The sequence below is a fragment of the Dactylosporangium sp. NPDC005555 genome (genome assembly GCF_040605635.1).
In the GTDB taxonomy this organism is placed as follows: domain Bacteria; phylum Actinomycetota; class Actinomycetes; order Mycobacteriales; family Micromonosporaceae; genus Dactylosporangium.
Genome location: NZ_JBEXDG010000001.1, coordinates 383485 through 410438, shown reverse-complemented (window position 1 = coordinate 410438; position 26954 = coordinate 383485). Strand labels below are relative to the sequence as shown.

The 26954-nt window shown below is 72.1% G+C and carries 20 protein-coding genes and 1 pseudogene; 12 read left to right on the top strand and 9 right to left on the bottom strand.

All coding sequences use genetic code 11. The features are described 5' to 3' along the window. Positions 1–51 precede the first annotated feature (51 nt). Positions 52–444, bottom strand: a complete 393-nt coding sequence (locus ABZS58_RS01935; protein WP_327008183.1) for a DUF5319 domain-containing protein — start codon at positions 442–444, stop codon at positions 52–54. Between the two features lie 155 nt (positions 445–599). Here ABZS58_RS01935 and guaB point away from each other — a divergent pair, with 155 nt between their 5' ends. Continuing rightward, positions 600–2093 (top strand): IMP dehydrogenase, encoded by a 1494-nt coding sequence (gene guaB / locus ABZS58_RS01930; protein WP_354776553.1) that lies wholly within the window; start codon positions 600–602, stop codon positions 2091–2093. A 49-nt stretch (positions 2094–2142) separates the two neighbouring features. After that, the gene (locus ABZS58_RS01925; RefSeq protein ID WP_354776551.1) at positions 2143–3261 is read left to right on the top strand and encodes a GuaB3 family IMP dehydrogenase-related protein; all 1119 of its coding nucleotides are present in this window, start codon (positions 2143–2145) and stop codon (positions 3259–3261) included. 82 nt (positions 3262–3343) lie between these two features. Here ABZS58_RS01925 and ABZS58_RS01920 read toward each other — a convergent pair whose 3' ends face one another. Both ABZS58_RS01920 and ABZS58_RS01915 read right to left on the bottom strand, forming a co-directional pair. Further along, entirely contained in the window at positions 3344–3757 is a 414-nt protein-coding gene (locus ABZS58_RS01920; protein WP_354776809.1) for a roadblock/LC7 domain-containing protein, read from the bottom strand. A gap of 2 nt (positions 3758–3759) precedes the next feature. Beyond that, the gene (locus tag ABZS58_RS01915) at positions 3760–6867 is read right to left on the bottom strand and encodes a nitrate- and nitrite sensing domain-containing protein (RefSeq protein ID WP_354776549.1); all 3108 of its coding nucleotides are present in this window, start codon (positions 6865–6867) and stop codon (positions 3760–3762) included. A gap of 202 nt (positions 6868–7069) precedes the next feature. On the opposite strand from ABZS58_RS01915, the gene ABZS58_RS01910 reads away from it, so the two are divergent. After that, positions 7070–8326, top strand: a complete 1257-nt coding sequence (locus ABZS58_RS01910; protein ID WP_354776547.1) for an ABC transporter substrate-binding protein — start codon at positions 7070–7072, stop codon at positions 8324–8326. Here the strand turns inward: ABZS58_RS01910 and ABZS58_RS01905 are convergent. Next, entirely contained in the window at positions 8316–9614 is a 1299-nt protein-coding gene (locus ABZS58_RS01905; RefSeq protein ID WP_354776545.1) for a hypothetical protein, read from the bottom strand. The genes ABZS58_RS01910 and ABZS58_RS01905 overlap by 11 nt on opposite strands. Positions 9615–9731: 117 nt before the next feature. Here ABZS58_RS01905 and ABZS58_RS01900 point away from each other — a divergent pair, with 117 nt between their 5' ends. The 5 genes and pseudogenes from ABZS58_RS01900 (at position 9732) to ABZS58_RS01880 (ending at position 15987) form a co-directional block, all read left to right on the top strand. After that, the gene (locus tag ABZS58_RS01900) at positions 9732–11414 is read left to right on the top strand and encodes a GMC family oxidoreductase (RefSeq protein WP_354776543.1); all 1683 of its coding nucleotides are present in this window, start codon (positions 9732–9734) and stop codon (positions 11412–11414) included. Positions 11415–11452: 38 nt separating this feature from the next. After that, the gene (gene guaA / locus ABZS58_RS01895; protein WP_354776542.1) at positions 11453–13006 is read left to right on the top strand and encodes a glutamine-hydrolyzing GMP synthase; all 1554 of its coding nucleotides are present in this window, start codon (positions 11453–11455) and stop codon (positions 13004–13006) included. Positions 13007–13067: 61 nt separating this feature from the next. Beyond that, complete coding sequence (locus ABZS58_RS01890; RefSeq protein WP_354776540.1) at positions 13068–14003, top strand: NUDIX domain-containing protein; 936 nt, start codon at positions 13068–13070, stop codon at positions 14001–14003. Between the two features lie 266 nt (positions 14004–14269). Then, positions 14270–14737 (top strand): annotated as a pseudogene (locus tag ABZS58_RS01885) (NUDIX domain-containing protein); the annotation flags it as partial. Between the two features lie 290 nt (positions 14738–15027). Beyond that, positions 15028–15987, top strand: coding sequence for a CDP-alcohol phosphatidyltransferase family protein (locus ABZS58_RS01880; RefSeq protein WP_354776807.1), 960 nt, complete (start codon positions 15028–15030; stop codon positions 15985–15987). Positions 15988–16260: 273 nt separating this feature from the next. Here the strand turns inward: ABZS58_RS01880 and ABZS58_RS01875 are convergent, their stop codons facing one another. The 3 genes from ABZS58_RS01875 to ABZS58_RS01865 form a co-directional block, all read right to left on the bottom strand. Further along, the gene (locus ABZS58_RS01875; protein WP_354776538.1) at positions 16261–17514 is read right to left on the bottom strand and encodes a phosphatidylserine decarboxylase; all 1254 of its coding nucleotides are present in this window, start codon (positions 17512–17514) and stop codon (positions 16261–16263) included. A gap of 71 nt (positions 17515–17585) precedes the next feature. Further along, positions 17586–17816: a hypothetical protein gene (locus tag ABZS58_RS01870; protein WP_354776536.1), complete on the bottom strand. Its 231-nt coding sequence runs from the start codon at positions 17814–17816 to the stop codon at positions 17586–17588. Then, entirely contained in the window at positions 17813–19966 is a 2154-nt protein-coding gene (locus ABZS58_RS01865; protein WP_354776535.1) for a PspC domain-containing protein, read from the bottom strand. The genes ABZS58_RS01870 and ABZS58_RS01865 overlap by 4 nt, the downstream gene beginning before the upstream one ends. Positions 19967–20127: 161 nt before the next feature. On the opposite strand from ABZS58_RS01865, the gene ABZS58_RS01860 reads away from it, so the two are divergent. The 3 genes from ABZS58_RS01860 to ABZS58_RS01850 all read left to right on the top strand — a co-directional run bounded on the left by ABZS58_RS01860 (position 20128) and on the right by ABZS58_RS01850 (position 23243). Further along, the gene (locus tag ABZS58_RS01860) at positions 20128–21354 is read left to right on the top strand and encodes a PspC domain-containing protein (RefSeq protein ID WP_354776533.1); all 1227 of its coding nucleotides are present in this window, start codon (positions 20128–20130) and stop codon (positions 21352–21354) included. Beyond that, entirely contained in the window at positions 21354–22007 is a 654-nt protein-coding gene (locus tag ABZS58_RS01855; protein ID WP_354776531.1) for a response regulator transcription factor, read from the top strand. The genes ABZS58_RS01860 and ABZS58_RS01855 overlap by 1 nt, the downstream gene beginning before the upstream one ends. A gap of 132 nt (positions 22008–22139) precedes the next feature. Then, positions 22140–23243, top strand: a complete 1104-nt coding sequence (locus ABZS58_RS01850; protein ID WP_354776529.1) for a thioester domain-containing protein — start codon at positions 22140–22142, stop codon at positions 23241–23243. 24 nt (positions 23244–23267) lie between these two features. Here the strand turns inward: ABZS58_RS01850 and ABZS58_RS01845 are convergent, their stop codons facing one another. Next, complete coding sequence (locus tag ABZS58_RS01845) at positions 23268–23984, bottom strand: PIG-L deacetylase family protein (protein ID WP_354776527.1); 717 nt, start codon at positions 23982–23984, stop codon at positions 23268–23270. Between the two features lie 25 nt (positions 23985–24009). After that, a complete protein-coding gene (locus ABZS58_RS01840) occupies positions 24010–24375 on the bottom strand; it encodes a chorismate mutase (RefSeq protein ID WP_354776805.1) in 366 nt (121 codons plus the stop codon). 158 nt (positions 24376–24533) lie between these two features. Between ABZS58_RS01840 and pcrA the strand changes: the two genes are divergently transcribed. After that, positions 24534–26942 carry a DNA helicase PcrA gene (gene pcrA / locus ABZS58_RS01835; RefSeq protein ID WP_354776525.1) on the top strand — a complete coding sequence of 803 codons (2409 nt, stop codon included), beginning with the start codon at positions 24534–24536 and terminating at the stop codon, positions 26940–26942. Positions 26943–26954 lie beyond the last annotated feature (12 nt).

Sequence of the window (26954 nt, the reverse complement as noted above, 5' to 3'; positions counted from 1 at the left end):
GCCGCGTCGGTACCCCACCCGCGGCAAACCTAAACGAGGGCGCTGACGAACTCAGCCTTCGTTGTCGTCCGTGGCGCTCGCGAGTGCGTCATGGACCCCGTCAGCGTAACCCCGCGCGTATTCCCATGTGACGTAATGGTCCGGGTCGGGGTCGAACGCCGGCTCGTGCACCCGGGGCCGGCCCGACGTGAGCAGGTGCTTCAGGTTTCCCCGCAGCAGGTCCCAGTCGAAGTAATGCGGCTCGTGGCAGTCCTCGCACTCGATGACGAGCCCACGGACGCCGATCGCCGTGAGCAGCGCCTGGTAGATCTCGAGGTCGGCAAGGTCCTCGAGAACGTCCTGGCGCTCGGCGGCGGTCAACGGGTCGTCGGCACCGCTGTCGTCGAGCTCGGCCGAAGGATCGGCCGGGTCACCGGCGAACGGGTCGATGGGCTCTTCGTGCACGCCTCAACGGTAGCCCTAATACCCGCGCGTGTGGGGCTCGGTATGCAGAGCGGTAGTAAGCCAGGGCACGTCCGGCGATGGCGGAGGGGTGCGCCGTCGGGGCGGAAGTACGATGAGACGCACCCGCCGGACGACCGAGAGCTGGGATGCGCTTCATGGATTTCTCGACGCGACCTGACGTGCTGCCTTTGGGCCTGACCTTCGACGACGTGCTGTTGCTGCCGGGCGAGTCCGACGTCGTGCCGAGCGCCGTCGACACGTCCAGCCACGTCACCCGCAACATCACCCTGCGCATCCCGCTGGTCTCCAGCGCTATGGACACGGTGACCGAGGCCCGGATGGCGATCGCCATGGCGCGCCAGGGCGGCATCGGCACGCTGCACCGCAACCTGTCCATCGACGACCAGGCGCAGCAGGTCGACCTGGTGAAGCGGTCCGAGGCCGGCATGGTCACCAACCCGGTGACCTGCTCGCCCGACGACACGCTGGGCGAGGTGGACAAGCTCTGCGGCCGGTATCGCATCTCCGGCGTCCCGGTCGTCGACGCCGCGGGCCAGCTCGTCGGCATCGTCACCAACCGTGACATGCGCTTCGTGTCCGACCCGGCGACGCCCGTCCGCGACATCATGACCGTCGCCCCGCTCTACACCGCGCTGGTCGGGGTCAGCAAGGACGAGGCCCGCGCGCTGCTGCGCAAGCACAAGGTCGAGAAGCTGCCGATCGTCGACAGCTCCGGCAAGCTCCGCGGCCTCATCACGGTCAAGGACTTCTCCAAGAGCGAGAAGTTCCCGCACGCCACGAAGGACGACGCCGGCCGCCTGCGGGTCGCCGCCGCCGTCGGGGTCGGCGACGACTCCTACAAGCGCGCCCGCACCCTCATCGACGCCGGGCTCGACATCGTCATGGTCGACACCGCGCACGGGCACAACCGGCAGGTCGTCGAGATGGTCGTCCGGCTCAAGAAGGAGACCACCGTCGACGTCGTCGGTGGCAACGTCGCCACCTATGCGGGCGCGAAGGCCCTCGCCGAGGCGGGCGCCGACGCGGTCAAGGTCGGCGTCGGACCGGGCTCCATCTGCACCACCCGCGTCGTCGCCGGCGTCGGCGTGCCGCAGATCACCGCCATCATGGAGGCCTCCCGGGCCTGCGCGCCGCTCGGCGTGCCCGTCATCGGCGACGGCGGCATGCAGTATTCCGGCGACATCGCCAAGGCGATCGTGGCCGGCGCCGACACGGTGATGCTCGGCAGCCTCCTCGCCGGCTGCGAGGAGAGCCCCGGCGACCTGATCTTCATCAACGGCAAGCAGTTCAAGTCCTACCGGGGCATGGGCTCGCTCGGCGCGATGCAGTCCCGCGGCCAGGCCCGGTCCTACTCCAAGGACCGCTACTTCCAGGACGACGTCCTGTCCGACGACAAGCTGGTGCCCGAGGGCATCGAGGGCCAGGTCCCCTTCCGCGGTCCTCTCTCCGCGGTCGCCCACCAGCTCGTCGGTGGTCTGCGCTCCGGCATGGGCTTCGTCGGCGCGGCCACCGTCCCCGACATGCACGAGCGGGGCCAGCTCATCCGGATCACCGCGGCCGGGCTCAAGGAGAGCCACCCGCACGACATCCAGATGACCGTCGAGGCACCCAACTACCACTCGCGGTAGACACCCCTGGCCCGCTGCTTCAGGGGCCCAAGCAATGGCAGGAGCCGAAATGCGTGACGTGGTCGAGATCGGGCTGAGCAAGAGCGCCCGGCGTGGCTACCACCTGGACGACATCGCGATCGTCCCGACACGGCGCACCCGTGACGTCGACGACGTGTCGACCAACTGGCAGCTCGACGCGTACCCGTTCAAGATCCCGTGCGTGGCGCACCCCTCCGACGCCATCATGAGCCCCGCGACCGCGGTCGAGCTCGGCCGCCTCGGCGGGCTCGGCGTGCTCAACGTCGAGGGCCTCTGGACCCGGTACACCGACCCGACCAAGATCCTGGAGGAGCTCTCCGGGCTGGAAGACGACCCGCGGGCCACCCGGCGCCTCCAGGAGGTGTATGCGGAGCCCATCAAGCCCGAGCTCATCGGTGAGCGGGTCAAGGAGATCCGCGACGGCGGCGTCACGGTCGCGGTCCGCGTCTCGCCGCAGCACACCCTCGCGCTCGCCCCGGTGATCCTCGACGCGGGCGTCGACCTGCTGGTCATCCAGGGCACCCTCGTCTCCGCCGAGCACGTGTCGACGACCGACGAGCCGCTCAACCTCAAGGAGTTCATCGCCGACCTGGACCTGCCGGTCATCGTCGGCGGCTGCACCAACTACCAGACCGCGCTGCACCTCATGCGCACCGGCGCGGCCGGCGTCATCGTGGGCATCGGCGCCGACGAGTGGTCGACGACCGACCGGGTCCTGGGCATCCGCGTCCCGATGGCCACCGCCATCGCCGACGCCGCCGACGCCCGCCGCGACTACCTCGACGAGACCGGCGGCCGCTACGTGCACATCATCGCCGACGGCAACCTGCAGACGTCCGGCGACATCGCCAAGGCCCTCGGCTGCGGCGCCGACGCGGTCATGGTCGGCGAGCCGCTGTCCCGCAGCACGTCGGCCCCGGCCGGCGGCGCCTGGTGGCACTCCGCCGCCAGCCACCCGAAGCTGCCGCGTGGCTCGTTCGGCTCCGCGGAGGAGTCCCTCGGCACGCTCGACAAGGTGCTGTATGGGCCCTCCGAGGACCCCGACGGCGTGCTCAACCTGTTCGGCGGCCTGCGGCGCGCGATGGCCAAGTGCGGCTACCGCGACCTGAAGGAGTTCCAGAAGGTCGGCCTGCTCCTCGACCGCTGACCGCTCCTGCCCGTTTTCCATGATCCGGAAGACTTTGTTGTCGCCCTGACGGCAAGAAGTCTTCCGGATCATGAGGGCCGGGTCAGCGGGGGAGGGCCTGCTGGAGCTCGGCGCGCAGGGCGGGGGTGAGCATCTCGCCGGCCTGCTTGGCCAGGCGGGCCATCTCGTAGCCGACGACGCCGATGTCGGCGTCGCGGCCGGCGAGCGTGGCGAGGATCGAGCCGTCGCGGATCGTCATGACCAGGAAGAAGCCCTGGCCCATCTCGACCACGGTCTGCTTGACCTCGTCGCCGTCGAAGATGCGGGCGGCGCCGCTGGTGACGCTCACCAGGCCCGACGTCACGGCGGCCAGCTGGTCTGCGCTGTCGCGCGGCAGATGGTCGGACACCGCGACCAGCAGGCCGTCGGAGGACACCACCACCGCGTGCGCGATGCCCGGCACCCGTTCGGTGAAGGCGTTGATCAACCAGCTCAGGTCCCGTGCTTGTTGGCTCAGCGTCACGCCGTGCTCCCTCGATGATCGTTGATCGGCACCGTGGGTACCTCGTCCTCGTTCGCGGCCCGGTGCACGCCACTGTAGAACCGGGTGAGCATGCTGCTGACGCTCGCGGGGTCCGGCTCGGTGTGCGACGCGACCACGAGCGGCTGCGTCACGTCTGGCCTGTTCGCCTGCCCGGTGTCACCCGGCAGCTGGGCGAGCGGCACCCGGATCGGCAGGCCGCTGGCGCTCGTGCCCGCGGTCACCGGGGTGCGCTGCGCCGGGACCACCGGCGCCGACGGAGCCGGCGCGTCGCCCGCGCCGCCCCGCGACCACCAGCGGGTGCCCTTGGCGGGCGGTGCGGCGTTGCCCCGCGCGGCCGCACCGATGATGTCCTCGGCCCGGCTCGGCCCGCGGCGCTGCGAGGTCCCGGCGGGTCCACCGTTCGCGGCCCGCTGCGCCGGAACGGCACCGGCCCCGGCTCCGGCGGCACCCGCGGCGGCGCCCGGCACCGGACCCGCGACAGCACCCGGCACCCCGGACACGGGCACTCCGGAGACAGGCATCCCGGAGACAGGCATCCCGGAGACGGGCACGCCGGACACCGGCGTGCCCGGAACGGCGCCGCCAGGGACACCGTTGGCGGCGCCGTTGGAAGGCAGGCCCGAGACGGGCACCCGCGGAGATCCACCGGACACCGGCACCGCTGACACGGGCACGCCGGACACCGGTGCACCCGACACCGGCACCCCGGAGACAGGCGCTCCGGAAACGGGCGCCCCCGGCACCGGCCCACCCGGAGCGGCGCTGCCCGGGACCGGACCGCCGGAGACCGGTGCGGCCGCGGCGCCGTTGGTGGCGGACGAGGCGACCGGCCAGGTCGGCAGCGCGACGGGCGCCCCCGGCAGCGGCGGCGCGGCGACCGCCGGCACGTCCCCGTCGACCCCGGCACCGTTGGGCCGGCCGGGCAGCGCGGGCAGGACCGCAGTCGGCGCGTCCTCGACGGCGATCACGCCGGGACCCGGACGGCCCTCGCCGTCGGCGGAGATCGGCAGGCGCGACATGCCCGCGATGCGGTTGCCGCTGCCGTGGTAGAGCCCGACACCCTCCGGCGGGGCCGCGAGGAGGCGGGCGGGCAGGGTCACGTAGGCGGTGACACCCTCGTCGGTGGCGTCGAGGCGGACCTGGACGCCGTGCCGCGCGGCGAGGTGGCCGACGACGACGAGACCCATCCGCTCGGACGCGGCGACGTCGATGGCGATCGGGGCCGACACGCGGTCGTTGGCGTCGACGAGGCCGGACTCGGTCATGCCGAGGCCGCGGTCCTCGATGACGATGGTGGCTTCCTTCGTCTGCTTCGCGGGCCAGCCGGCGACGGTGACGACCGTGTCCGGCGGCGAGAACGTCGTGGCGTTCTCCAGCAGCTCGGCGAGCAGGTGCACGATGTCGGCGACGGCGTGCCCGACGACGAAGATGTCGGTCGCGACGTCGTGGCGGATCCGCGCGTACTGCTCGATCTCCGCCATCGCCGCGAGGGTGACGGCGGACAGGGACACCGGCTGCGCCCACCGCCGGGTCGCCTCGCTGCCGGCGAGGACGAGCAGGTTCTCGTCGTTTCGCCGCATGCGGGTGGCGAGGTGGTCGAGGCGGAACAGGTTGGCCAGCTGGTCGGGGTCGGTCTCCGCGGACTCCAGCTGGTCGAGCAGCTGCAGCTGGCGCTCCACCAGGGTCTGCGACCGGCGGGCCAGGTTGACGAACATCGAGTTGACGTTGCGCCGCATGACGGCCTGCTCGACGGCGAGGCTGACCGCGCTGCGGTGCACGGCGGTGAACGCGTCGGCGACCTCACCGATCTCGTCGGTGGATCTGACCCGTGTCGTCGTGTCGACGGTGACGGTCTCACCGCGGGGGAGCGTCCGCAGACGCTGGATGGCCTCGGGGAGGCGGTGCTGCGCCACGTCGAGGGCCTGCGCCCGCAGCTGCCGCAGCGAGCGCGCCATGGACCGGCCGATGAGCCACGACAGCAGCAGCGCGACGAGCATGACGAGCACGATCACCGAGGTGGCGACGATGGCGTCGGTGCGCTGCGAGGCGCTGCGCTGGGCGGCGCCCTCGATCGCGTCCTCGAGCAGCTCCTGCTCGATGGTGCGGATGTAGTCCAGCTCGCTGGTCGCGGCCAGCCACCACTCCTCGGGGGTCACGCCGACGGCGGCGCCCCGGGCGCGGGAGATGACCTGCTGCTGGAGCCGGGCGACGGTGCCGACCGAGGTCTGGCGCAGGTTGCGGTCGTAGAGGGCGAGGTGCCGCGGGCTGGCGGAGCCGCGGAAGCGCTCGACGGCGGCCACCTGCCGGGCCTGGATCTCCGAGAACCTCTCGAAGTCGTCGGGGGCGAACTTGCCCGCGCTCGCGGCGGCGAAGATCCGCCCGCGCAGCTGGTCCTTGAGCTCCTTGGCCTGCGCGAGGTCCATCAGGGAGGAGACCTCGGTGACCGACTGGGAGTCCCCGCCGATGTCCGGCCGGTCGGGGACCAGCTCGAAGAGGTGCTGGATGGTGGAGGAGTACTGGTCGAAGACCGCCTCCTCGCGCAGCCACCGCTGCTTCACGCCCTCCCGCACCAGGAAGAGGTCCGCGAAGTCGGCGCTCACCCTGTTCTGCGACTGGTTGAAGATCGGGTTGGCCAGCAGCGGGCGGGCGGCCTGGGAGAAGGCGGCGAGCGCCGCGTCCGTCGCCGCGTAGTTGGCCGACAGTTCCTGATTGCTCGAAGTCGATCCACTCGTCGCCTGGACGGTGGTCGACTTGGCGAGAACTCCAGCCGTTCGGTCCCTTTCCAGCTGCAGGTAGTGGATCAGATTGGTCAGCTGCCGGCCGACTTTGACCCCTTGGGCGAACTGGTCCAGCTTGGAGGCGTCCTGCACCGAGGCGTTGATCTGCACGCCGGCGATGACGAGGAAGGCGACGGCGGGCAGCACGAGGACGGCCGCCAGCTTGGTCGGCACCCGCCAGTCGCGGACCCGGAACAGCGACGCGCTGCGCCGCTGCGGCTCCCCTGGCCTGCGCCGCCGGTGGCTGTTCACCTTCATGACGACGGCGGGAGCCCTCGATGAAGGTGGCGAAGCGAAGGTCTGCACCCCTCACACCTTTCGCATGCGTCATCGCGCTGCCTGGGCAGCGTGCGAGCTTTATCAAACCAGGGTTGCGACATCTCTCCAACCACGTCATTGTGGTGCAGGTCACATTACGCGAAGCTCGACTCCGGGGTTGAAACGCATCGACCAGACGGGAAGGATACGCACCGTCCGACCAGCCGCGCGTCCCAAGGAGCCACCTGTCGTGCACATCCTCGGCCGCCGGCCCGTTGTGGCCGCGTTCGCGGTGGTCACGGCGCTCCTCCTGACCGCCTGCACGAGCAAGGGCAGCCCCGCGCCGAAGGTCCCGGCGACGGTCGCGATCGGCCTGCTCGTCTCCACGACCGGGCCCAACGCCGCGATCGGCCAGCAGGCCCAGCTCGGCGCGAAGCTGGCCATCGAGCTGGTCAACAACGACTTCAAGGACCTGCCGATCCCCCTGCCGCTGAGCGCCGGCGCCGGCCTCAAGAGCGGCACCAAGCTCACGCTCGTCGTCGGCAACACCGAGAGCGCGCCGGAGAAGGTCGAGAAGGAGGCGTCGCGCCTCGTGCACGACGGCGCCGTCGGCCTGGTCCTCGCCGACACCCTCGACGTCGCCGCGCCCGCCGGCCGCGAGACCGACACCATCGGCGTCGCGCTCGTCGACGCGCTGAGCACCGCGGACACGTTCGTCGACCTCAACCGGGCGGCGCACTTCCGCATCCAGCCGAGCGACCGGCAGGTGGTCTCGACCGCCCTCGCCCTGCTGTACCGGGAGCGCGACACCAGCGACAAGTTCAAGCGGATCATCACCGCCTCGGGCAAGGCCAGCGGCGCCACCGGCGACGAGATCGCCAGCGTGCGCGCCTCGATCGAGGACCTCAGCCTCGCCGCCGGCTACGAGGCCGGCGGCAAGCAGCAGATCACCCTGGGGGCCGACGGCGCCGGCGACAGCGGTTTCGTCGAGAAGGGCGACGCGGTCATCGCGATCGTCACCAGCGCCCAGGAGGCGGGCGCGGCGGTGGAGCTCGCCGGGCGGCTGAAGGGCAAGGCGCCGGTCATCGCGCTCGGCCCGGGCGTCGGCGCGCTCGACGCCGTCAAGGGCAACAACCAGGTGCTGCGGGCCACCGGCTGGTCCGGGGAGTTCGCCGGGCGCAATCCGATCGCGAGGGTCGTCGGCGGCCTCTTCGAGCAGACGTTCCACACCAAGATGACCGACGTCGCGGCGGCCGCGTTCACCGCGACGATGCTGCTCGCCCTGGCGATGAACTCCGTCAGCGACCTGAGCCCGCCGGTGATCCGCAACGCGGTCCAGCAGATGTCGCTGCCGGCCACCCAGACCGTCATGCCGTGGAACGGGATCCGCTTCGACGGCAGCGGCTACAACCAGCTCGCGGCCGGCGTCGTCGAGCAGCACGCCCCCAACGGCTACCTGGTGATCCACCCGGTCGAGCTGGCGGCGACCCCGACGCTCAGCCTGTAGCGAAGAGCTCCCGCAGCTCGTCGGGCCGCTGGTACAGCTCGTTCAGGTCGAGCACCTCGCCACCCGTCGACACGAGTCGGCGGGCGACCAGCGGGTGCTCCCGCCGCCAGCCCTTGCCCAGCAGGGTGGATTCGACCAGCACCGACAGCAGCACGACACCCATCCACGGCGGAGCGGGCTGATCCTGGTCGTCGTGGCCGTCGCCGGTCTCGCCCCGGCGGGCCCGCTCCACGTCGACGGGCCGGCGCAGCAGGGTCCCGGCGAGCTCGGCACGGCCGTCGGGGTCACGGCCGAGGACCGTGCGCACCGCCTGGACGTATTCGCGGGCCTGCCGCTCCACCTCGGCGCCGTACACCTCGACGGGCAGCTCCTCGAAGCGCGTCCAGTCCCCGTCACCGTCGATGACCTCGGCCGCCAGGGCCAGCTCCTCGTCGGCGGTCAGCGTGTCCAGGACGACGGCGTCGCCGGCCAGTCCGGGCCTCGGCACCTCGGTCAGCGCCCGCAGGTCGGCGGCGAGTCCGGGGTGCCGCCGCGGCACCTCGTCGAGCAGCGCGCCGCCGTCGACCGCCGGGGCGCCCCACCGCTCCAGCCGCAGCCGCCAGCCGGCGTGCAGGTCAGCGATCCGCACCGTGACCTCCGCAGACGTTGCCGCAGCGAGGGACCGGTCAGCGATCCGCACCGTGACCTCCGCAGACGTTGCCGTAGCGAGGGACCGGTCGGCGATCCGCACCGGCACCTTCGCCGCGGTGTCACGGGTGATGCTGTGCCGGCCCTCGCTCGCGGCGAACGCGGCGAACGCCGCCTCGACCGTCGCGGCCCGCAGCAGCGCCGCGGCGGCGTCCTCGACGCCGGACAGCCCGCCACCGCCGGCGGCGATCGCGGCCGCGTCACGGACCTGCTCGACGGCGGCCCGCAGCGGCCCGGTCGCGGCGAGGACCTTGGCGCCGTCGGCGGCGAGGAGGTCGCGCACCAGGTCGGGGTGCTTCGTGTCCGGCAGCGCCAGCTCGTGCGCCAGGACGATGCGCAGGTGGTCGGCGGGCAGCCCCCACACCAGGGGCAGCCCGACGTGCAGGACCCCGTCGGCGGCCCGGACCGTGCCGGATCCCGTGAGAGCGACCCTTGGCGGGTGCGTGTCCGCGTACTTCGCCGCCTCGATCACCAGCGAGTGCAGGGCGGCGTGCCTGACGGCGCCCACGGGAACGCTCACGGTGGCGGTGTCAGGGCCGCCGGCACCGCGCAGCAGCCGGCGACCACGCCAGGCGGCCAGGCCGCCGGGAAGTCTCGCCATGGGCCACAGTGTGCCGCACCCGGCGCCGCCACCCGGGGAGGCGCTCCGGGCAAACTGACACCGGCCGATGCCGGACTTGGTACTTCCCAGTAACTTACCCGTGAGTCACCATGAGGCGTGCGATATGACGTGGTGGTCATCGGTTCGGGCTTCGGCGGCAGCGTGACCGCGCTCCGCCTGGCCGAGAAGGGCTACTCGGTCGCGGTCCTGGAGGCCGGGCGGCGCTTCGCCGACGACGAGTTCCCCAAGACGTCGTGGGACGCCAAGCGCTTCCTGTGGGCCCCGGCCCTGCGCTGCTTCGGCGTCCAGCGGCTCACCCTGCTGCGCAACGTGCTGGTGCTGTCCGGCTCCGGCGTCGGTGGCGGGTCGCTGATCTACGCCAACACGCTCTACCGGCCGCTGGAGCAGTTCTACGACGACCCGCAGTGGCGCGGCATCACCGACTGGCGCGCCGAGCTCGCCCCCTTCTACGACCAGGCCGAACGGATGCTCGGCGTCAGCGTCTACCACCGCATGACCCGCGCTGACGTGGCGATCAAGGCGGTCGCGGAAAAGATGGGCGTCGGCGACACCTTCCACCAGACCCCCGTCGGGGTGTACTTCGGCAGGTCGGGCGTCGACCCGTACTTCGGCGGCGCCGGTCCGCTGCGGCACGGCTGCGAGCACTGCGGCGCGTGCATGACCGGCTGCCGGGTCGGCGCGAAGAACACCCTGGTCAAGAACTATCTACACCTGGCGGAGCGGCTCGGCGTCGAGGTCCACCAGTTGACGACGGTGGCGTCGGTACGACCTGAGGACGGCGGCTACCGGGTCGACACCCGGGGCACGGGACGCCGGCGGGACCGGCGGACGTTCCACGCGGCGCAGGTCGTGTTCGCCGCCGGCGCCCTCGGCACGCAGGAACTGCTGCTGCGGATGCGCGCCGACGGCCACCTGCCCGGCGTGTCGGCGCGGGCCGGCACGCTCACCCGCACCAACTCCGAGTCGATCGTCGGCGCCCGCTCCCTGCGCAAGGACGTCGACTTCACCGACGGTGTGGCGATCACCAGCTCGTTCCACCCCGACGCGCACACCCACATCGAGCCGGTCCGCTACGGCCCGGGCTCCAACGCCATGGGCCTGCTGCAGACCGTGCTGACCGACGGCGGGCCGTGGCGGCCGCTGCGCTGGTTCGGCGCGTTCTTCCGGCACCCGATCCGGCACGCCCGGGTGCTGTCCGTGCGGCGCTGGTCGCACCAGACGGTGATCGCGCTGGTCATGCAGTCGCTGGACAACTCGCTCGACGTGCGGCTGCGGCGCGGCTGGACCGGCCGCCGCAAGCTCACCACCTCGCAGGGCCACGGCGAGCCCAACCCGACCTGGATCCCCGCCGGCAACCAGGCCGTGCGCCTGCTCGCCGAGGAGATCGGCGGGATGGCCGGCGGCAGCTGGTCGGAGGTCTTCAACATCCCGATCACCGCGCACATCCTCGGCGGCGCGCCCATCGGCGACTCGCCGGAGCGCGGGGTCGTCGACGCCTACCACCGCGTCTACGGCCACCCCGGCCTGCACGTCGTCGACGGCGCCGCGGTCAGCGCCAACCTCGGCGTCAACCCGTCGCTGACGATCACCGCCCAGGCGGAGCGGGCCATGTCGATGTGGCCCAACCTCGGCGAACCCGACCAGCGCCCACCGCTCGGCGATGCCTACCGCCCGGTGGCCGCCGTGCCGCCGGTGCACCCGGCCGTGCCCGCGACGGCACCCGCGGCGCTGCGGGTCACCGCCGTACACCCGCCGCGAACGAGGCAGGAGCAACCCTGAGGCGCAGGTCACGTCGGGGCGCCGACTAGGCTCGTCGCATGACCACGCCGCCGCCGGTTCTCGTCGTCGACTTCGGTGCCCAATACGCGCAGCTGATCGCCCGCAGGGTGCGCGAGGCGCACGTGTATTCCGAGATCGTCCCGCACTCGATGCCGGTCGCGGACATGCTCGCCAAGCGCCCCGCCGCGATCGTCCTGTCCGGCGGTCCCTCTTCCGTGTATGAGGAGGGCGCCCCGCAGGTCGACCCGGCGCTGTTCGAGGCCGGCGTGCCGGTCTTCGGCATCTGCTACGGCTTCCAGGCGATGGCGGTCGCGCTGCGCGGCGAGGCGAGCCACACGGGCCTGCGCGAGTTCGGCGGCACCCCGCTGAGCATCGCCGAGGGCGGTGGCGTGCTGCTGCGCGGGCTGCCCGACGCGCAGTCGGTGTGGATGAGCCACGGCGACTGCGTCACCGCCGCGCCGGCCGGCTTCACGGTCACCGCGGGCTCGCCGGCCGCGCCGGTCGCCGCGTTCGAGGACGTGTCCCGCCGCCTCGCCGGCGTGCAGTTCCACCCGGAGGTCGCGCACACTCCGCACGGCCAGGAGGTGCTGCGCCGGTTCCTCTACGAGATCGCCGGCATCGAGCCCACCTGGACGTCCAACAACATCATCGACGAGCAGGTCGAGGCGATCCGGGCCCGCGTCGGCGACAAGCGGGTGATCTGCGGCCTGTCCGGCGGGGTGGACTCCGCGGTCGCCGCCGCGCTCGTGCACAAGGCCGTCGGCGACCAGCTGACCTGCGTCTTCGTCGACCATGGCCTGTTGCGTGCCGGCGAGGCCGAGCAGGTCGAGAAGGACTATGTCGCCGCGACCGGTATCACGCTGAAGGTCGTCGACGCCTCCGCGCGCTTCCTCGGTGCCCTCGCGGGTGTGACCGACCCGGAGCAGAAGCGCAAGATCGTCGGCCGGGAGTTCATCCGGGTCTTCGAGCAGGCCGCCCGCGAGCTGGAGGCGGAGGAGCACGTCGAGTTCCTCGTCCAGGGCACGCTCTACCCCGACGTGGTCGAGTCCGGCGGCGGCACCGGCACCGCCAACATCAAGTCGCACCACAACGTCGGCGGGCTCCCCGACGACCTCAAGTTCTCGCTGGTCGAGCCGCTGCGGACGCTCTTCAAGGACGAGGTGCGCGCGATCGGCGCGGCGCTCGGCCTGCCCGAGGAGATCGTCATGCGGCACCCGTTCCCCGGGCCGGGCCTGTGCATCCGGATCATCGGCGCGGTCGACGAGGAGCGGCTGGCCATCCTGCGCGCCGCGGACCTGATCGCCCGCGAGGAGCTCACCGCCGCCGGGCTGGACCGGTCGGTCTGGCAGTTCCCGGTGGTGCTGCTCGCCGACGTGCGCAGCGTCGGCGTCCAGGGCGACGGCCGCACCTACGGTCACCCGATCGTGTTGCGCCCCGTCTCCAGCGACGACGCGATGACCGCCGACTGGTCCCGCCTGCCGCACGAGCTGATCGCGAAGATTTCCACCCGGATAACAAACGAGGTCCGGGAGGTCAACCGGGTGGTCGTGGACGTTACGTCCAAGCCTCCGGGCACCATTGAATGGGAATGAATCCCCCTTCACGGGTCTGTCGCCCTTGCGAGCGGCTGGAATTGCCGGACAATTTATCTCCGTGACTCCAGCGTTACAGCCGCTCCGACGCATCGCGGCATACTGCGTCATCGCCGACTCCGACGAGTTCCTGCTGGTCCGGGCGTCGGCGAAGTCCGGCACGCCCGGAGTCTGGTCGCTGCCCGGCGGTGCCGTCGACCACGGTGAGCAGCCCGTCGACACCGTCGTGCGGGAGACCGCCGCCGAGACGGGCCTGTCCGTGGCCGTGTCCCGGCTGCGCGACGTCCTCGCCGACATGCGGGCGCTGCCCGACCGCGGCGTCACGATCCACACCGACCGCCTCATCTACGAGGTCACGGTGCGGGGCGGCGCGCTGCGCGACCGGGTGGGTCAGCCGACCGACCTGGCCCGCTGGGTCACCCGCGAGGAGGCCGAGCAGCTGCCGCTGCGCCGCTTCACCGCCGACGCGCTCGGCCTGCGCGAGGCCGCCGTCGACCTGCGCCCCGACGGCGTGCCCGAGGTGCCGTCCTTCTACGCGGTGCCCGGCCCCGACGGGCTGCACCGCGCCCAGCGGTTCGCGGCCTACGCCGTGTGCACCGACCGGCGCAGCCGTGTCCTGCTGACCCGCATCTCCGACGGGTATCCGGGCGGTGGCTCCTGGCACCTCCCCGGCGGCGGGACCGACTTCGGCGAGCAGCCCGGCGTCGCGCTGATCCGCGAGCTGGTCGAGGAGACCGGACAGGAGGGCCGGATCGTCGAGCTGCTCGGCGTCGCCTCGCACCGGGACGCGGCCCAGCTCGGTCCGGAGGGGTATCCGATCGACTGGCACGGCGTCCGCGCGTTCTACCGCGTCCACGTGGCCCGCTCCAGCCGCCCCGTGATCCACGACGTCGGCGGGTCGACCGCGGATGCCCGCTGGTTCGACCCCGAGGACCTCGACGAACTGCAGCTGACGGAGGTCACCGAGGAGGCGCTGCGCGGGGCGGGCCTACGCTGAGCGCCATGAGCGCATCCCGGGTGATCACCGTGTACGGCCGCCGGCCCGGAGGCACCGACGACGTCGGGGGACCGATCCGGCACGGCGAGAGCCCCACGACCGCGATGGTCCGGCACTTCGTCGAGCAGGCCGACCTGTCCATCGTCGTGCTGTCGGTGCTCGACGTGCACGCCGTCATCACCCCCGAGCTGCACGAGGACCGGGTGGTCTTCGAGGTCGCCGAGGCGGTCGGCGCGGCCGTCGGCGACTTCACCGAGCGCCCCGACCCCAACGGGCTGCCGACCGGGCAGCGCTTCGCCGCGTACGGCTTCGTCACCGACCCCGCCGACCGGGTCCTGCTCACCCGGATCTCCCCCGGTTACCCGGGCGCGGGCAAATGGCACCTGCCGGGCGGCGGCACCGACCCCGGCGAGCAGCCCGGCGAGGCTCTGCTGCGCGAGCTGGTCGAGGAGACCGCCCAGCACGGCGAGATCACCGAGCTGCTCGGCGTCACCCACCGGCGCAATCCGGGTGCGATCGGCCCGGAGGGGTATCCGATCAACTGGCACGCGGTCCGGGCGCTCTACCGCGTCCTGGTGCCGTCGCCGACGCCACCGAGAGTGACCGAGGCCGCAGGCGGGTCCACCGCGGCGGCCGCCTGGTTCGACCGGGCCGAGCTGCCCGGGCTTCAGGTCACCGAGGTCGTGCAGTGGGCCGCCTCACTTCCGCGACGGGACAGTGATCGTGGTCGTTAAGATAAATTATAGGTGAATTTCGGACTACGCTGAGTAGTCCGATGTCAGCCCTGGAAGAGCATGTTTCTAGGCGGGTTCCTATCTGAGCCATCGCCAAGCGCGACACGATATGCGATGGTGTAGATCGCGAGGCAGTCTCGCGAAGACGGACACAGCGGGGCAAAAGACCCCGGAATGCGACCGTGGGAACCCCGTTCCTGCATGGAGGATCAGTGCCGAGCACACCTTGGCAGCGACGACGCACCACGGACAGTCCGCGCCCCGGAGGCAGCAGACAGTGGGCAGGACGCCTGCGACGCAGCGGTTCGCTCGCGCGCCAGGTGCTCTTCGCCGGGCGGGTCGGTCGCCGCGGTGACGGTAACGTCGCCGGCGCAACCTCGCTGCTCATCCCGCCACCGGCCGAGACCGACGCCCGCCAGGGCAGGGTCCGGCTGCCACGCCTGCGTATGCGTCGTCGTGACGGACTGTCACGTGACGTGGTGTCGGTCGCCCCGGTCAGCCCCGCCGTCCCACCGCTCGCCGCGGGTCCGGACGACGGGCCGGGTCTGAGCATCCCGCTGCTGCCCGGCGAGCGCACCGTCGCCCGGCGCATCCGCTTCGCCCTCGTCAATGCCTGCACCATCAGCAGCCTCGTGCTGGGCCTGTGCGCGATCTTCGTCGCCGTCAACCACGGCGACGTCCGCATCGCGGCCACCCTGCTGATCGCCTGCGTCATCTTCGACGGCATGGACGGCTTCCTGGCCCGCCGCCTCGGCGTCGCCAGCCCGTTCGGCGCGCAGATGGACTCCCTGGCCGACATGTGCTCCTTCGGCCTGGCCGCGCCCGTCGTCGTCTACTCGTGGCTCAACGACTCGGCCCCGGCCGCCGTCCTGATGCCCGCCTGCGCCCTCGTGGCCGCCTGCGCCGCGATCCGCCTGGCCCGCTTCAACGTCTCCCCGAAGGACGGCCGCTTCTTCTGCGGCGTGCCGACCACGATGTGCGCGGCGGTGCTCGCCCTCGCCACGCTCATCGCCCCGGAGATGCCCCCGGTCCTGCGCGTCGCCGGCGTGGCGCTGCTCGGCCTGGCGATGGTGTCCAGCTTCCCGTATGCGAAGCTCGCCCGCCTGGCGAAGCTGCCGCCGTGGCTGTTCGTCCTGCCGGTGGTCGGCGCCCTGGTCGACTTCCGCCTGACGTTCGTCGCCGTGGTCCTGGCGTATCTGGTGAGCGGCCCGATCCTGTGGCTCCGCCAGCGCCACGACGTGACCGCCTGACGCACTTCCCGCACCACCAGCGCCCCGCCTCCGGTGCCCCCGGACGCGGGGCGCTTCCGTTTCGCCTCGCCGCCGCCCCTGACGGCGGCCTCTTCACGATGGGTGAATGCACGGAAATAGGGCTTCTGTCCCCGTATGGGTGCTCCAGCAGAAAGATGACCTCCTGCGGGAGCGCCGTTCCGCGCCGCGCCCGAGGGTGGGCCGAAGGACGGAGCCGGGGACCGGATCCGTCCTTCGGTGCGGTGCGACCTCAGTGCGGGACGAGCTGGTGGGTCAGAGCCAGGTGGCGATGACCGTCGAGCCGCCCACGACGCGGTCGCCCGGGGCCACGGCCGGGGCGGCCTTGTCGGCCGGGAGGTAGACGTCGGTGCGGGAGCCGAAGCGGATCAGGCCGAAGCGCTCGCCCTTGGCCAGCAGCGAGCCGACCGGCGCGCGCTGCACGATGCGGCGGGCGATCAGGCCGGTGCGCTGCACGACCGCGACGGGACCGTGGGCGGTCTCCAGCAGCGTGTACGCCGCGACGTTGTGCTCCGCCTCCGGCTTCATCGCCGCCGCGTAGCCGCCGTCCTCGACGAAGTAGTCGACGACCTTGCCGGCGACGGGGGCACGGTTGACGTGGACGTCCAGGACGGACAGGAAGACCGCGATGCGCAGGAACTCCATGTCGCCGAAGCGCTTGTCGTGCATGCGCTCGACGCCGAGGACCTTGCCGTCGCTGGCGGCCACCACGGCGCTCGCGTCGTCCGGCACGTCGCGCTGCGGGTCGCGGAAGAAGGCGGCGACGGGGGCGGCGGCCAGGGCCGGGACCAGCCACAGCTTCGACTTCGGGCGGGCGGCCTTGGCGAGGGCGGCGAGGCCGAGCGCGATGCCGGCGGCGGCGACACCGTTGGAGTCGATGTTCATGCCCCGGGTGAGGGGGACGCTGGAGGGGCGCAGCGCCGGCAGCAGGTTGTGCGCCGCGGCGTGGTGGGCCGGGGTGTGCCGCAGGCGGTGCACCCGCACGGGCGGCACGTTGCGCAGCACGAGGTCGCTGCCCACGCCATACAGCGCGGCCTGGCGCTCCACCTCGTCGGCGGCGCCGCTCGGCAGGCGGGTCGCCGGGACGACGACGGTGAGGACACCGCCGGAGGTGACGAGCTTGGTGAGGTCGGCGAGGACGCCCCGCGCCTCGTCGGCACCGCCGGACAGCGGCTCGGCCAGGATCACCACGTCGGCCGGCTCGGCCTCGGCGAGGGACTCGACGACCCGGGTCCGGTCGGTGACCCAGCGGCCCTGCCGCTCGACGTGCTCGCGCAGCGCCGCGGCCGCGCCGGTCGAACCGGACACGACGGTCAGCCGGTCGTCGGGCAGCAGCGCGTCGATCGCGGCGGCCAGGGTGGCGGAGCCGGCCGCGGCACCGACCAGGAGGCCGGTCTTGGGTCCGCCGTGACGGGCGAGCTCGGAGGCGAGGACCCGGGCGGCGCGGTCACCGATCTGGATCGGGCGGCGGGACACGCCGGACGCGCCGCCAACGGGAAACTGGGTCATGTCTGAAGGGCTCCTCAAAATGAGACTGGGCCGGCGGGAGACGATCCCCGCCGGCCCAGCATATTCCGTGTCTAGTCGATGTCGTCCGAGTCGGGCGCGGGCGGCCCCGACGACGTCGGAGACCTGTCGGAGCGCAGCGCGCCGAGCAGGCCCAGCAGGCCGAAGACGATCAGGCCGACGGCGACGATCCAGCCGGCGTTGAGGTTGACGTTCACCGCCTGGTTGAAGAGCCAGACGACCACGATGCCGAGGAAGATCAGGCCGAACGTGAGGGAGAGGCCATCGGTGCGGTGCGGCTTCACCGGGTCACCTCCAGGTTGCCGTAGCGCAGATCGAGGTCGAGGTGGAGCTTGCCGCCGCCGGCGCCGTCGGCGCCGAGGTCGGTGAACTGGTTGGTCTGGTTGAACCCGCCGCACTCGCGGCCCAGGATGCGGCAGTCGCCGCCCTCGACCCGGACCTGGATCGTGACGTCCACGTCCGGCGGCAGGATGATCTCCATGTTGCCGCCGTACCGGACGCTGAACCTGATGTCGACGTCCTCACCGGTGAAGTCGACCCGGCTGAGGTCGGCGTGGACGTTGCCGAAGTCGGTGCGGTATTCCTGGTCCAGCTCGCTGACGCTCGTCGGGTTGACGTTGATGTTGTCGTAGTCCTTCGCGGGGCTGCCCTCGACCGTCGACGCCGCCGAGATGGCGAGGGCGAGGCTCAGGACCACCCCCAGCAGGATCATGAGCCGGGCCCGGCCGAACCACGCGCCGACCACCAGGCCGAGCCCGACGATCGCGAGCGGCACCGCGAAGAACGTGCTGACCAGGAAGTTGGCGACGGTCACCTCGAGCGCGGCGAGCACGCCCAGGGCCAGGCAGATCAGCGAGAAGATCACCCGGCCGAGGCGCGACTTCGGCTTCGGCGGCTTCGGCGGTTTCGGTGGCTTCGGGGCGAGCCCCGGATACGGCGTGCCGGGCCCGCCGGTCTGGTAACCGAGCGTCGCCGCATAGGGGCTCTGCCCGCCGAAGGGGCCGTGCGGCGCGAACGGCGGCCGGTACCCCGTCGGCGGCATGGGCGGCATCGGCGGGACCGGCGGCACGATCGGTCGCGCGGCGGGGGCGAACACCGGCTGGGTCGCGGCCGTCTGGTGCCGCTGCCACGCCGGGTGCACCTGCGGCGCCCCGGTCCCCGGTCCGCTGCCGCCGCCGGTGTACGACGGTGCGGCGGCGGCCTGGAACGGCGGCACCGGCGGCGGGAACGGCGCCGTGGGGGCCGCCTGCGGCACGAACGGGCCGGGCGGCGGGCCGAGCCGGTCGCCGAACGGACCGCCCGGCTGGTCCGGCTGCGGGCCGGGCGGCAGGTTGCCCTGCCCGCGGACGAGCAGCGCGACCACGCCGATGACGACGGCCAGGCCGACCGCGGCGGCGCCGACGTTGCGCGACATCACCAGCAGGAACGCCAGCACCGCGCCGACGCCGATCACGATCGCGACCGGTGCCGACGTCGTCGACCGTCCCCGGCCGAGGAGCGCCTCCAGCGGGGAGCCCGTGTCGCCCTCGGCGGGCAGCAGGAGCCAGCCCAGCAGGTACGCGACGATGCTGACCCCGCCGGCGAGTGTCAGCACGGCGAAGATGACCCGCCAGAGGGTCGGGTCGGTGTTCGTGGCCCGCCCGATCGCGGCGCAGACGCCGGCGACGTACCGGCCCTGCTGTGGCCGCACGAGGTTGCTCCGGTTGAACCCGCTGCCGAACGGCGGCACCCCTCCGGCCGCCGTTCCGAACGGGCCCGGTCCGCCGGGTCCCCCTGGTCCGCCCGGCCCCCCGGGCCCGTTCGGTCCCGGACCACCCGCGAACGGCCCGCTTCCCGCGGGGGCGCCGGGCGGTGGCCCGGCCGGACCGGCACCGGCGGGTGCGCCCGGCGGGAAGCCACCGGGCGGGGTGCCACCGGACGGCGGTACATCAGCGGCCGCCGGAGCCTCGAAGACAGCTGTGGTGTCAGGGGCGGGCGGCACGGACACCGGCTCGTCCCGCTCGACCTTGGTCAGATCGAGCCTCGGCCCGGCGGGGACCGTCGGCGCCTCCGCGGCCGGATCGTGCGTGTCGGCGGGCGGCGCACCGGCCGGCGCGGCACTCACCGGCGCCGCGCTCACAGGCACGCCGCTGACCGGCGAGTCATCGGCCGGCGCGCCGCTCACGGAGGCGTCGCTCACGGAGGCGTCGCTGGCGGGCGGCGCACTCACGGGGGCGGGGTCGACCGGATCCGGGCCGGCGGGCGCGGCGCTGACCGGGGCGGCACTCACGGGGGAGGCGCTCACCTGGTCGGACCGGTCGGCGTCGGCGTCGGAGGAGTCGTCAGGGAGGTAGTCCGCCGCGTAGCTGGGCGCTGCGCGTACACCATCCGGCTCTTGATCTTCTGCGGTTGCTTTCACGGCCGCCGGCTCGTCGGCGGCAGGCGGGTTCGTCATGCCACCGATCGTCGCCGACGCGGGGTGCTGTCCGCCTCAGGCATAGACCCTGACGCCACCCTGATTTGCCGGTTCCGGGGTCGCTCGGAGTGGTCCGGGCCGCTGCCGGCGTGTGACGATCTGATGGAACGCATTGCCCAGCACCGACCGAGACGAGCCTCATGACCAGCCCAGTGCCGATCCGCCGCCTCTACCGCGAGCCCGCGGACCGGGTCGTCGCGGGGGTCGCCGCGGGCATCGCCGCGCATCTGGGCGCCTCCGTGGTGCTGGTGCGGGTGGCGTTCGTGGTGCTCGCGGCGTTCAACGGGCTCGGCGCGCTGCTCTACGCCGCGTTCTGGGCGGTGCTGCCGATGCCGCCGCACGTGCAGTCCAGCCGGCGCAACGTCAACCAGCTCTTCTCGTTCCTCGCGCTCGGCGTCGGCATGGTCCTGCTGGTCCTCATGGCGGGGCCCAGCGACGGCATCCAGGCGGTGATCGGCTGGCTCGCCGCGGTCATCGCGCTCGGCGCCGGCATCATCTGGCACCAGGCCGACCCGAAGCGCCGCGAGCGCTGGTCGGCGACGGTCCCCGGGATGCCGTGGCTCGGCGCCGTCATGGACAACAACCGCAAGTCCTACCTCGTGCGGTTCATCGGGGGTGGCCTGCTCGTCGTCGTCGGCATCATCGGCACGTTCGTGGTGGGTGTACCGCTCGCCGGCGCGACGCTCGCCTCGATCGGCTACGGGCTCGGCTTCGCGGCGGTCGCCCTCGCCGGGGTCGGCCTCGCCCTCGCCCCGCTGCTCTACCGCATGTTCACCCAGCTCAGCACCGAGCGCGAGGCGCGGGTGCGGGAGCAGGAGCGGGCCGAGCTCGCCGCGATGGTGCACGACCAGGTGCTGCACACCCTGGCGCTGATCCAGCGCAACGCCGGCGACGTCAAGGAGGTCCATCGCCTCGCCCGCGGGCAGGAGCGGACCCTGCGAAACTGGCTGTACAAGCCGACGGCGTCGCCGACGGAGAAGTTCAGCGCCGCCCTGGAAGAGGCCTCGGCCGAGGTCGAGGACACGTTCGCGATCGCGGTCGAGACCGTCGTCGTCGGTGACGTCGACGTCGACGAGCGGGTCGCGGCGATCGTCGCCGCCGCCCGGGAGGCCCTCGTCAACGCCGCGAAGCACGCCAAGGTCGAGACCGTCTCGCTGTACGCGGAGGTCGAGCCCGACCGCGTCAGCGTGTTCGTCCGCGACCGGGGGATCGGCTTCGAGCTCACCGCCGTCGAGGACGACCGGCACGGCGTCCGCGGCTCGATCCTCGCCCGCATGCGGCGGCACGGGGGCAAGGCGGAGATCCGCAGCACACCGGGCGACGGCACCGAGGTGCGGTTGAGCCTGCCCATCGATACGGAGAAGTGATGACTGACGAGACCCAGCGCCTGCGGGTGTTCCTGGTCGACGACCACGCCATGTTCCGGGCGGGTGTCCGCGCCGAGCTCGGCGCGCACGTCGACGTGATCGGCGAGGCGAGCGGGGTCGCCGAGGCGGTGCAGAAGATCACCGCGCTGGAGCCCGACGTCGTGCTGCTCGACGTGCACATGCCCGACGGCGGCGGCCGTGCGGTCCTCGACGCGATGCGCCGGTCCCGGCCGCAGGTGAAGTTCCTGGCGTTGTCGGTCTCCGACGCCGCCGAGGACGTCATCGGGCTGATCCGCGCCGGGGCACGGGGGTACGTCACCAAGACCATCTCACCGGACGAGCTCGCCGCCGCGATCCGCCGGGTCGCCGAGGGCGACGCCGTGTTCAGCCCGCGCCTGGCCGGGTTCGTGCTCGACGCGTTCGCCGCGCGCCCCGACGCGCCCGTCGCCGATCCGGAGCTCGACCAGCTCACCAACCGCGAGCGCGAGGTGCTCCGGCTGCTGGCGCGCGGGTATGCCTACAAGGAGATCGCGAAGGAGCTCTACATCTCCATCAAGACCGTCGAGACCCATGTATCGAATGTCTTGCGCAAGCTGCAGATGTCCAACCGGTACGAGCTGTCGCGGTGGGCGGCGGATCGCCGCTTGGTTTGATTTTTTTCTTGGTATATCCGGACAAACCAGTGTTACTGGTGTGACTGGTGTTGCTCCGGAGGTGACAGGAGGCCCCTCGGACCGCTACAAACGAGCGTCCCCCTGATTCTCGTCAAAGGTGGTCCAGTCACCGTGTCACACCTTTCCCGTCTGGCCGGTCTGGCCGCAGCGGTGCTCGTCGGGGGTGCCGTCGCTCTCAGTGGAGCCGGCGCCGCACACGCCGACACCGCCACCGGCACTCAGGTCTACCTCGATGACCCGAAGAACGCGATCAAGGTCATCAACTCGAAGGACACCAAGGGCAACCCGAACGGCAACGAGACCGGCGCCCCGCGCCTCGGCCTCAAGGTCGCCGGCGCGTCCGAGCCGGTCCTCGCGTACTGCATCGACTTCGCGCGCGACATCACGCACACCGCGTATGTCGAGGCCGCCTGGTCGAAGAACGAGAACAGCTCGCCCACCGAGGCCGAGCTCGGCCAGGTGCAGTGGGTGCTGACCCACGCCTACCCGACGGTGGGCGCCGAGGCGCTCCTCGCCGCCGCGAAGGGCACCAAGCCGGAAGGCATCAGCGCCGAGCTGCTCAACAAGCTCGTCTACGCCGGCACGCAGAGCGCCGTCTGGACGATCACCGACCCCGACCTGTTCGCGCTCCGCGCGACCAACGACGGCTTCAACACCGGCACCACCGCCGAGCAGTACGCGGTGATCGTCGCGGTCAGCGAGTACCTCGTGAAGGCGTCGAAGAACCCGGCCGCCGACCCGCAGCCGAAGCTCGAGATCAACCCGAACACCCTGTCCGGCGAGGCCGGCAAGAAGATCGGGCCGTTCACCGTCGTGTCCGGCGGTGGCACCGCCACCCTCACGGCGACCGGCGGCAAGCTCGTCGACGCCAACGGCAAGGACGTCACCGAGCTGCCCAACGGTGGCAAGTTCTGGGTCGTCGCCGAGGCGGCCGGCACCGTGTCGATCGACGCCAAGGGCAGCGGCTCCGTGCCGATCGGCCGGATGTTCGTCACGTCCAAAGACCCGAACAAGACCCAGAAGCTGATCCTCGCCGGCGTCGCCGGCACGAAGCTCGAGGCGACGGCCACGGTCACCGTGACCCCGCCCGTGCCGCACCTGCCGCAGACCGGCGTGAAGCTCACCGGCGCGATCACCGCGGGTGTGCTGCTCGTCGCCGGCGGCGTGGCCCTGCTGCTGGTGGTCCGCCGCCGCCGGGTCCGCTTCACCGCGTAGTTCGTGTGTTCTCGGTCTTCCGCACTACGCGGTGTGGAAGACCGAGAACGCCTCGGCCAGCCGGCCTTTGCTCGTTGCGGTTGCCGCCATGCGCGCCCGCAGCATGCCGTCGAGGTCGTCCAGGTGGGACGTCTGCGACACATGGGCCCTCAGGGCTTTGAGTTTCCGCTCGTACGTGTCGGTCACGTCGACCACATGATCGGGGTCCGGTCCACCGGAGTACCAGATCTCGCGGACCGTCCAGGCCGGCAGGCCGAGGTCCTCGAACGTGAACGGGTTGCGCGCGTCCGGGTACACCGCGCAGGTCGTCGCCTCCCCGGCCGCCAGATGATCGGGGTGGCTCGGCCCGGCGATCCGGTCCCAGCGGCGCAACGGTGAGTTCGTCAGGACCCGGTCGGGCCGGAACTGGCGGATCGCGGCGGTGATGTCCCGCCGCAGCTCGATCGACGGGGTGAGGATGCCGTCGCGGTATCCGTCGAGGAACGCGACCTGGCGCACCCCGACCACCGCGGCCGCCGCGCGCTGCTCCGCCTCCCGCAGTGCCGGCAGGAGCATCCGCGGGGTGTCGTCGAAGCCGCCGGCGTCGCCGCGCGTCACCAGCAGATATCCCACCTCGAGTCCGGCGTCGACCCAGCCGGCGACGGTGCCGGCGGCCCCGAAGTCGACGTCGTCGGGGTGGGCGAACACGCACAGGACGCGCTTGACGTCCTGGAGCGGGGTGGCTGATCTCGGGAAGCTCATGCTCCCTGTCTACAGGCTTTCCCTGTTACAGCGGGCCCCGGCCGGCGCGGAGGATCAGCAGGGCGAGCTGGGTGCCGTCGGCGCCGAGCTCCGCGGAGAAGCGCTCCAGGATCTCGCGCTCGCGGGACAGCACCAGGCGGGTGCCACCGGCGGCGACGCGGGTCGCGCCGACCTCGCGGGAGATCGCGGCCCGCTCCTTCCAGAGCGCGACCAGCGCCGCGTCGATCTCGTCGATCCGGTTGCGCAGGCCGGCGATGTGCTCGTCGGCGGCGGGCTGCTGTTCCATGGTGATGGCGGCCATTCTCTCGTCCTTGTCAGCTCTGGCTCTGGTGCCCCGCCCGGGAACGCGAACGCCCCGGGCTCGGGAGCCCGGGGCGTCGGTAGGTTTCAGCGTTCAGGCGCGACCTACGGCTGCCGGACTTCCGGAGCCGTAAAAAAAGTAGGAGCGCACCTGCTCGATCACGTCACCGAGTATGGCACGGTCTTCTCGGCGACGTGAAGTCCTCCGGCGGTTTTCTGTCAGTGGGTCGGCATAGACTCGCCGGTGCGATGCATGCTCTCTTCGATCTTCCCCAGTCCGAGCCGTCCGGCGTGACCGCTCCCGCCCCGGCTCAGCCGTCCCGCCGCCGCGACCCCGAGGCGCTCCTCGAGGGTCTCAACGGTCCGCAGCGCGACGCCGTGACCCACGAGGGCACCCCGCTGCTCATCGTGGCCGGAGCCGGATCGGGCAAGACCAAGGTGCTGACCAGCAGGATCGCCTATCTGCTCGCCGCCCGGCACGTGCACCCCGGCGAGATCATCGCGATCACCTTCACCAACAAGGCCGCGGGCGAGATGAAGGAGCGCGTCGCCAACCTCGTCGGCGGCCGCGCCCGGCTCATGTGGGTGTCCACGTTCCACTCCGCGTGCGTGCGCATCCTGCGCGCCGAGCACGGCCACGCCGGCCTCAAGTCGACGTTCTCGATCTATGACGCCGACGACTCGCGGCGGCTCATGCAGCTCGTCATCCGCGAGCTCGACCTCGACCCGAAGCGCTATCCCGCCCGGGGTCTCGCCGCCCAGGTGTCCAACCTGAAGAACGAGCTGGTCGACCCCGAGACCTTCACGGCCAGGGCGGCCGGCCCCGCGGAGCGCACCCTCGCCGAGGCCTACACGCTCTATCAGCAGCGCCTCACCGAGGCCCACGCGCTCGACTTCGACGACCTCATCATGCGCGTCGTGCACCTGCTGCAGAGCCACCCCGAGGTCGCCGAGACCTATCGCCGCCGCTTCCGCCACGTCCTCGTCGACGAATACCAGGACACCAACCACGCGCAATACATGCTGGTGAAGGAGCTCGTCGGCAAGACCGGCGAGCTGTGCGTCGTCGGCGACGCCGACCAGTCGATCTATGCGTTCCGCGGCGCCACGATCCGTAACATCCTGGAGTTCGAGCGCGACTATCCCGACGCGCGCACCATCCTGCTGGAGCAGAACTACCGCTCCACGCAGACGATCCTGTCCGCCGCCAACGCCGTCATCGGCCGCAACACCGGGCGCAAGGACAAGCGCCTGTGGAGCGACCAGGGCGCCGGCGAGCAGATCGTCGGCTATGTCGCCGACACCGAGCACGCCGAGGCCGACTGGGTCGCCCGCGAGATCGACCGCCTCTCCGACAACGCCGGCGTCCGCCCCGCAGACGTCGCCGTCTTCTACCGCACGAATGCGCAGTCCCGCGTGTTCGAGGAGATGTTCATCCGCTTCGGCCTGCCCTACAAGGTCGTCGGCGGGGTCCGCTTCTATGAGCGCAAGGAGGTCCGCGACGCCCTCGCGTATCTGCGCGCCGTGGTCAACGACGACGACACCGTCAGCGTCCGCCGGATCCTCAACACCCCCCGCCGCGGCATCGGCGACCGCGCCGAGGCCTGCGTCGAGGCCCTCGCCTCCCGCGAGCGCATCTCCTTCGGCGCCGCGCTCCGCCGCGCCGCGGAGGCCCCCGGCATCTCCACCCGCGCCGTCAACGCGATCGGCGACTTCGTCGCGTTGCTGGACGAGCTGCGCACCCTCGCCGAGACCGCGCTGCCCGAGGAGGTCCTGGAGGCGGCGATCGAGCGCTCCGGCTATCTCGGTGAGCTGGAGGAGAGCACCGACCCGCAGGAGGTCGGCCGGGTGGAAAACCTGCAGGAGCTGGTCAGCGTCGCCCGCGAATACACCGAGCGCGCCGAGGCCACCATCGCCGTCGCCGCCGAGCAGGGCGACGCCACCGCCGCCCCGCCCGCGACCGTCGCCGGCTTCCTTGAGCAGGTCTCCCTCGTCGCCGACGCCGACCAGATCCCCACCGACGACCCCGACCACACCGGCGTCGTCACCCTCATGACCCTGCACACCGCCAAGGGCCTCGAGTTCCCGGTCGTCTTCCTCACCGGCCTCGAGGACAGCGTCTTCCCCCACCAGCGCTCGATGAGCGACCGCAAGGAGCTGGAGGAGGAGCGCCGCCTGGCCTATGTCGGCATCACCCGGGCCCGTCAGCGCCTCTACATCTCCCGCGCCGTCACCCGCTCCGCCTGGGGCCAGCCCGCCTACAACCCGCCGTCCCGCTTCCTGGAGGAGCTCCCACCCGAGCTCGTCCGGTGGGAGCGCACCGACGCCGCATATACCAGCTGGTCCGGCGGCGGCGGCCACGGCGGCCGCAACACCGGCCCCGCCCAGTCCCGCACGTCCTCCTTCGTCGGCGGCACCCCGAAGGCGGCGCAGCTCGCGGCGAAGCTCGGCCTGGACGCCTCCAAGCTCTCCACTGCCAGCGAGCTCGCCCGCGACATCCCTTCGCTGTCGGTCGGCGACCGCGTCAACCACCAGCGCTACGGTCTCGGCCGCGTCCTGGCGGTGGAGGGCGCGGGACCACGCGCCCAGGCGCAGGTCGACTTCGGCGACCAGGTGATGTGGATCGTCCTGCGCCACGCCCCCATCGACAAACTCTGACCCGCCCCTGAC

What these genes read in the sequence shown, in the direction of transcription:
- guaB (WP_354776553.1), top strand. Translation starts at nt 600, where the DNA reads ATGGATTTCTCGACGCGACCTGACGTGCTGCCTTTGGGCCTGACCTTC.
- ABZS58_RS01845 (WP_354776527.1), bottom strand. Translation starts at nt 23,984, where the DNA reads ATGAGCTTCCCGAGATCAGCCACCCCGCTCCAGGACGTCAAGCGCGTC.
- pcrA (WP_354776525.1), top strand. Translation starts at nt 24,534, where the DNA reads ATGCATGCTCTCTTCGATCTTCCCCAGTCCGAGCCGTCCGGCGTGACC.
- ABZS58_RS01875 (WP_354776538.1), bottom strand. Translation starts at nt 17,514, where the DNA reads ATGACCCAGTTTCCCGTTGGCGGCGCGTCCGGCGTGTCCCGCCGCCCG.
- ABZS58_RS01855 (WP_354776531.1), top strand. Translation starts at nt 21,354, where the DNA reads ATGACTGACGAGACCCAGCGCCTGCGGGTGTTCCTGGTCGACGACCAC.
- ABZS58_RS01860 (WP_354776533.1), top strand. Translation starts at nt 20,128, where the DNA reads ATGACCAGCCCAGTGCCGATCCGCCGCCTCTACCGCGAGCCCGCGGAC.
- guaA (WP_354776542.1), top strand. Translation starts at nt 11,453, where the DNA reads ATGACCACGCCGCCGCCGGTTCTCGTCGTCGACTTCGGTGCCCAATAC.
- ABZS58_RS01925 (WP_354776551.1), top strand. Translation starts at nt 2,143, where the DNA reads ATGCGTGACGTGGTCGAGATCGGGCTGAGCAAGAGCGCCCGGCGTGGC.
- ABZS58_RS01865 (WP_354776535.1), bottom strand. Translation starts at nt 19,966, where the DNA reads ATGACGAACCCGCCTGCCGCCGACGAGCCGGCGGCCGTGAAAGCAACC.
- ABZS58_RS01905 (WP_354776545.1), bottom strand. Translation starts at nt 9,614, where the DNA reads ATGGCGAGACTTCCCGGCGGCCTGGCCGCCTGGCGTGGTCGCCGGCTG.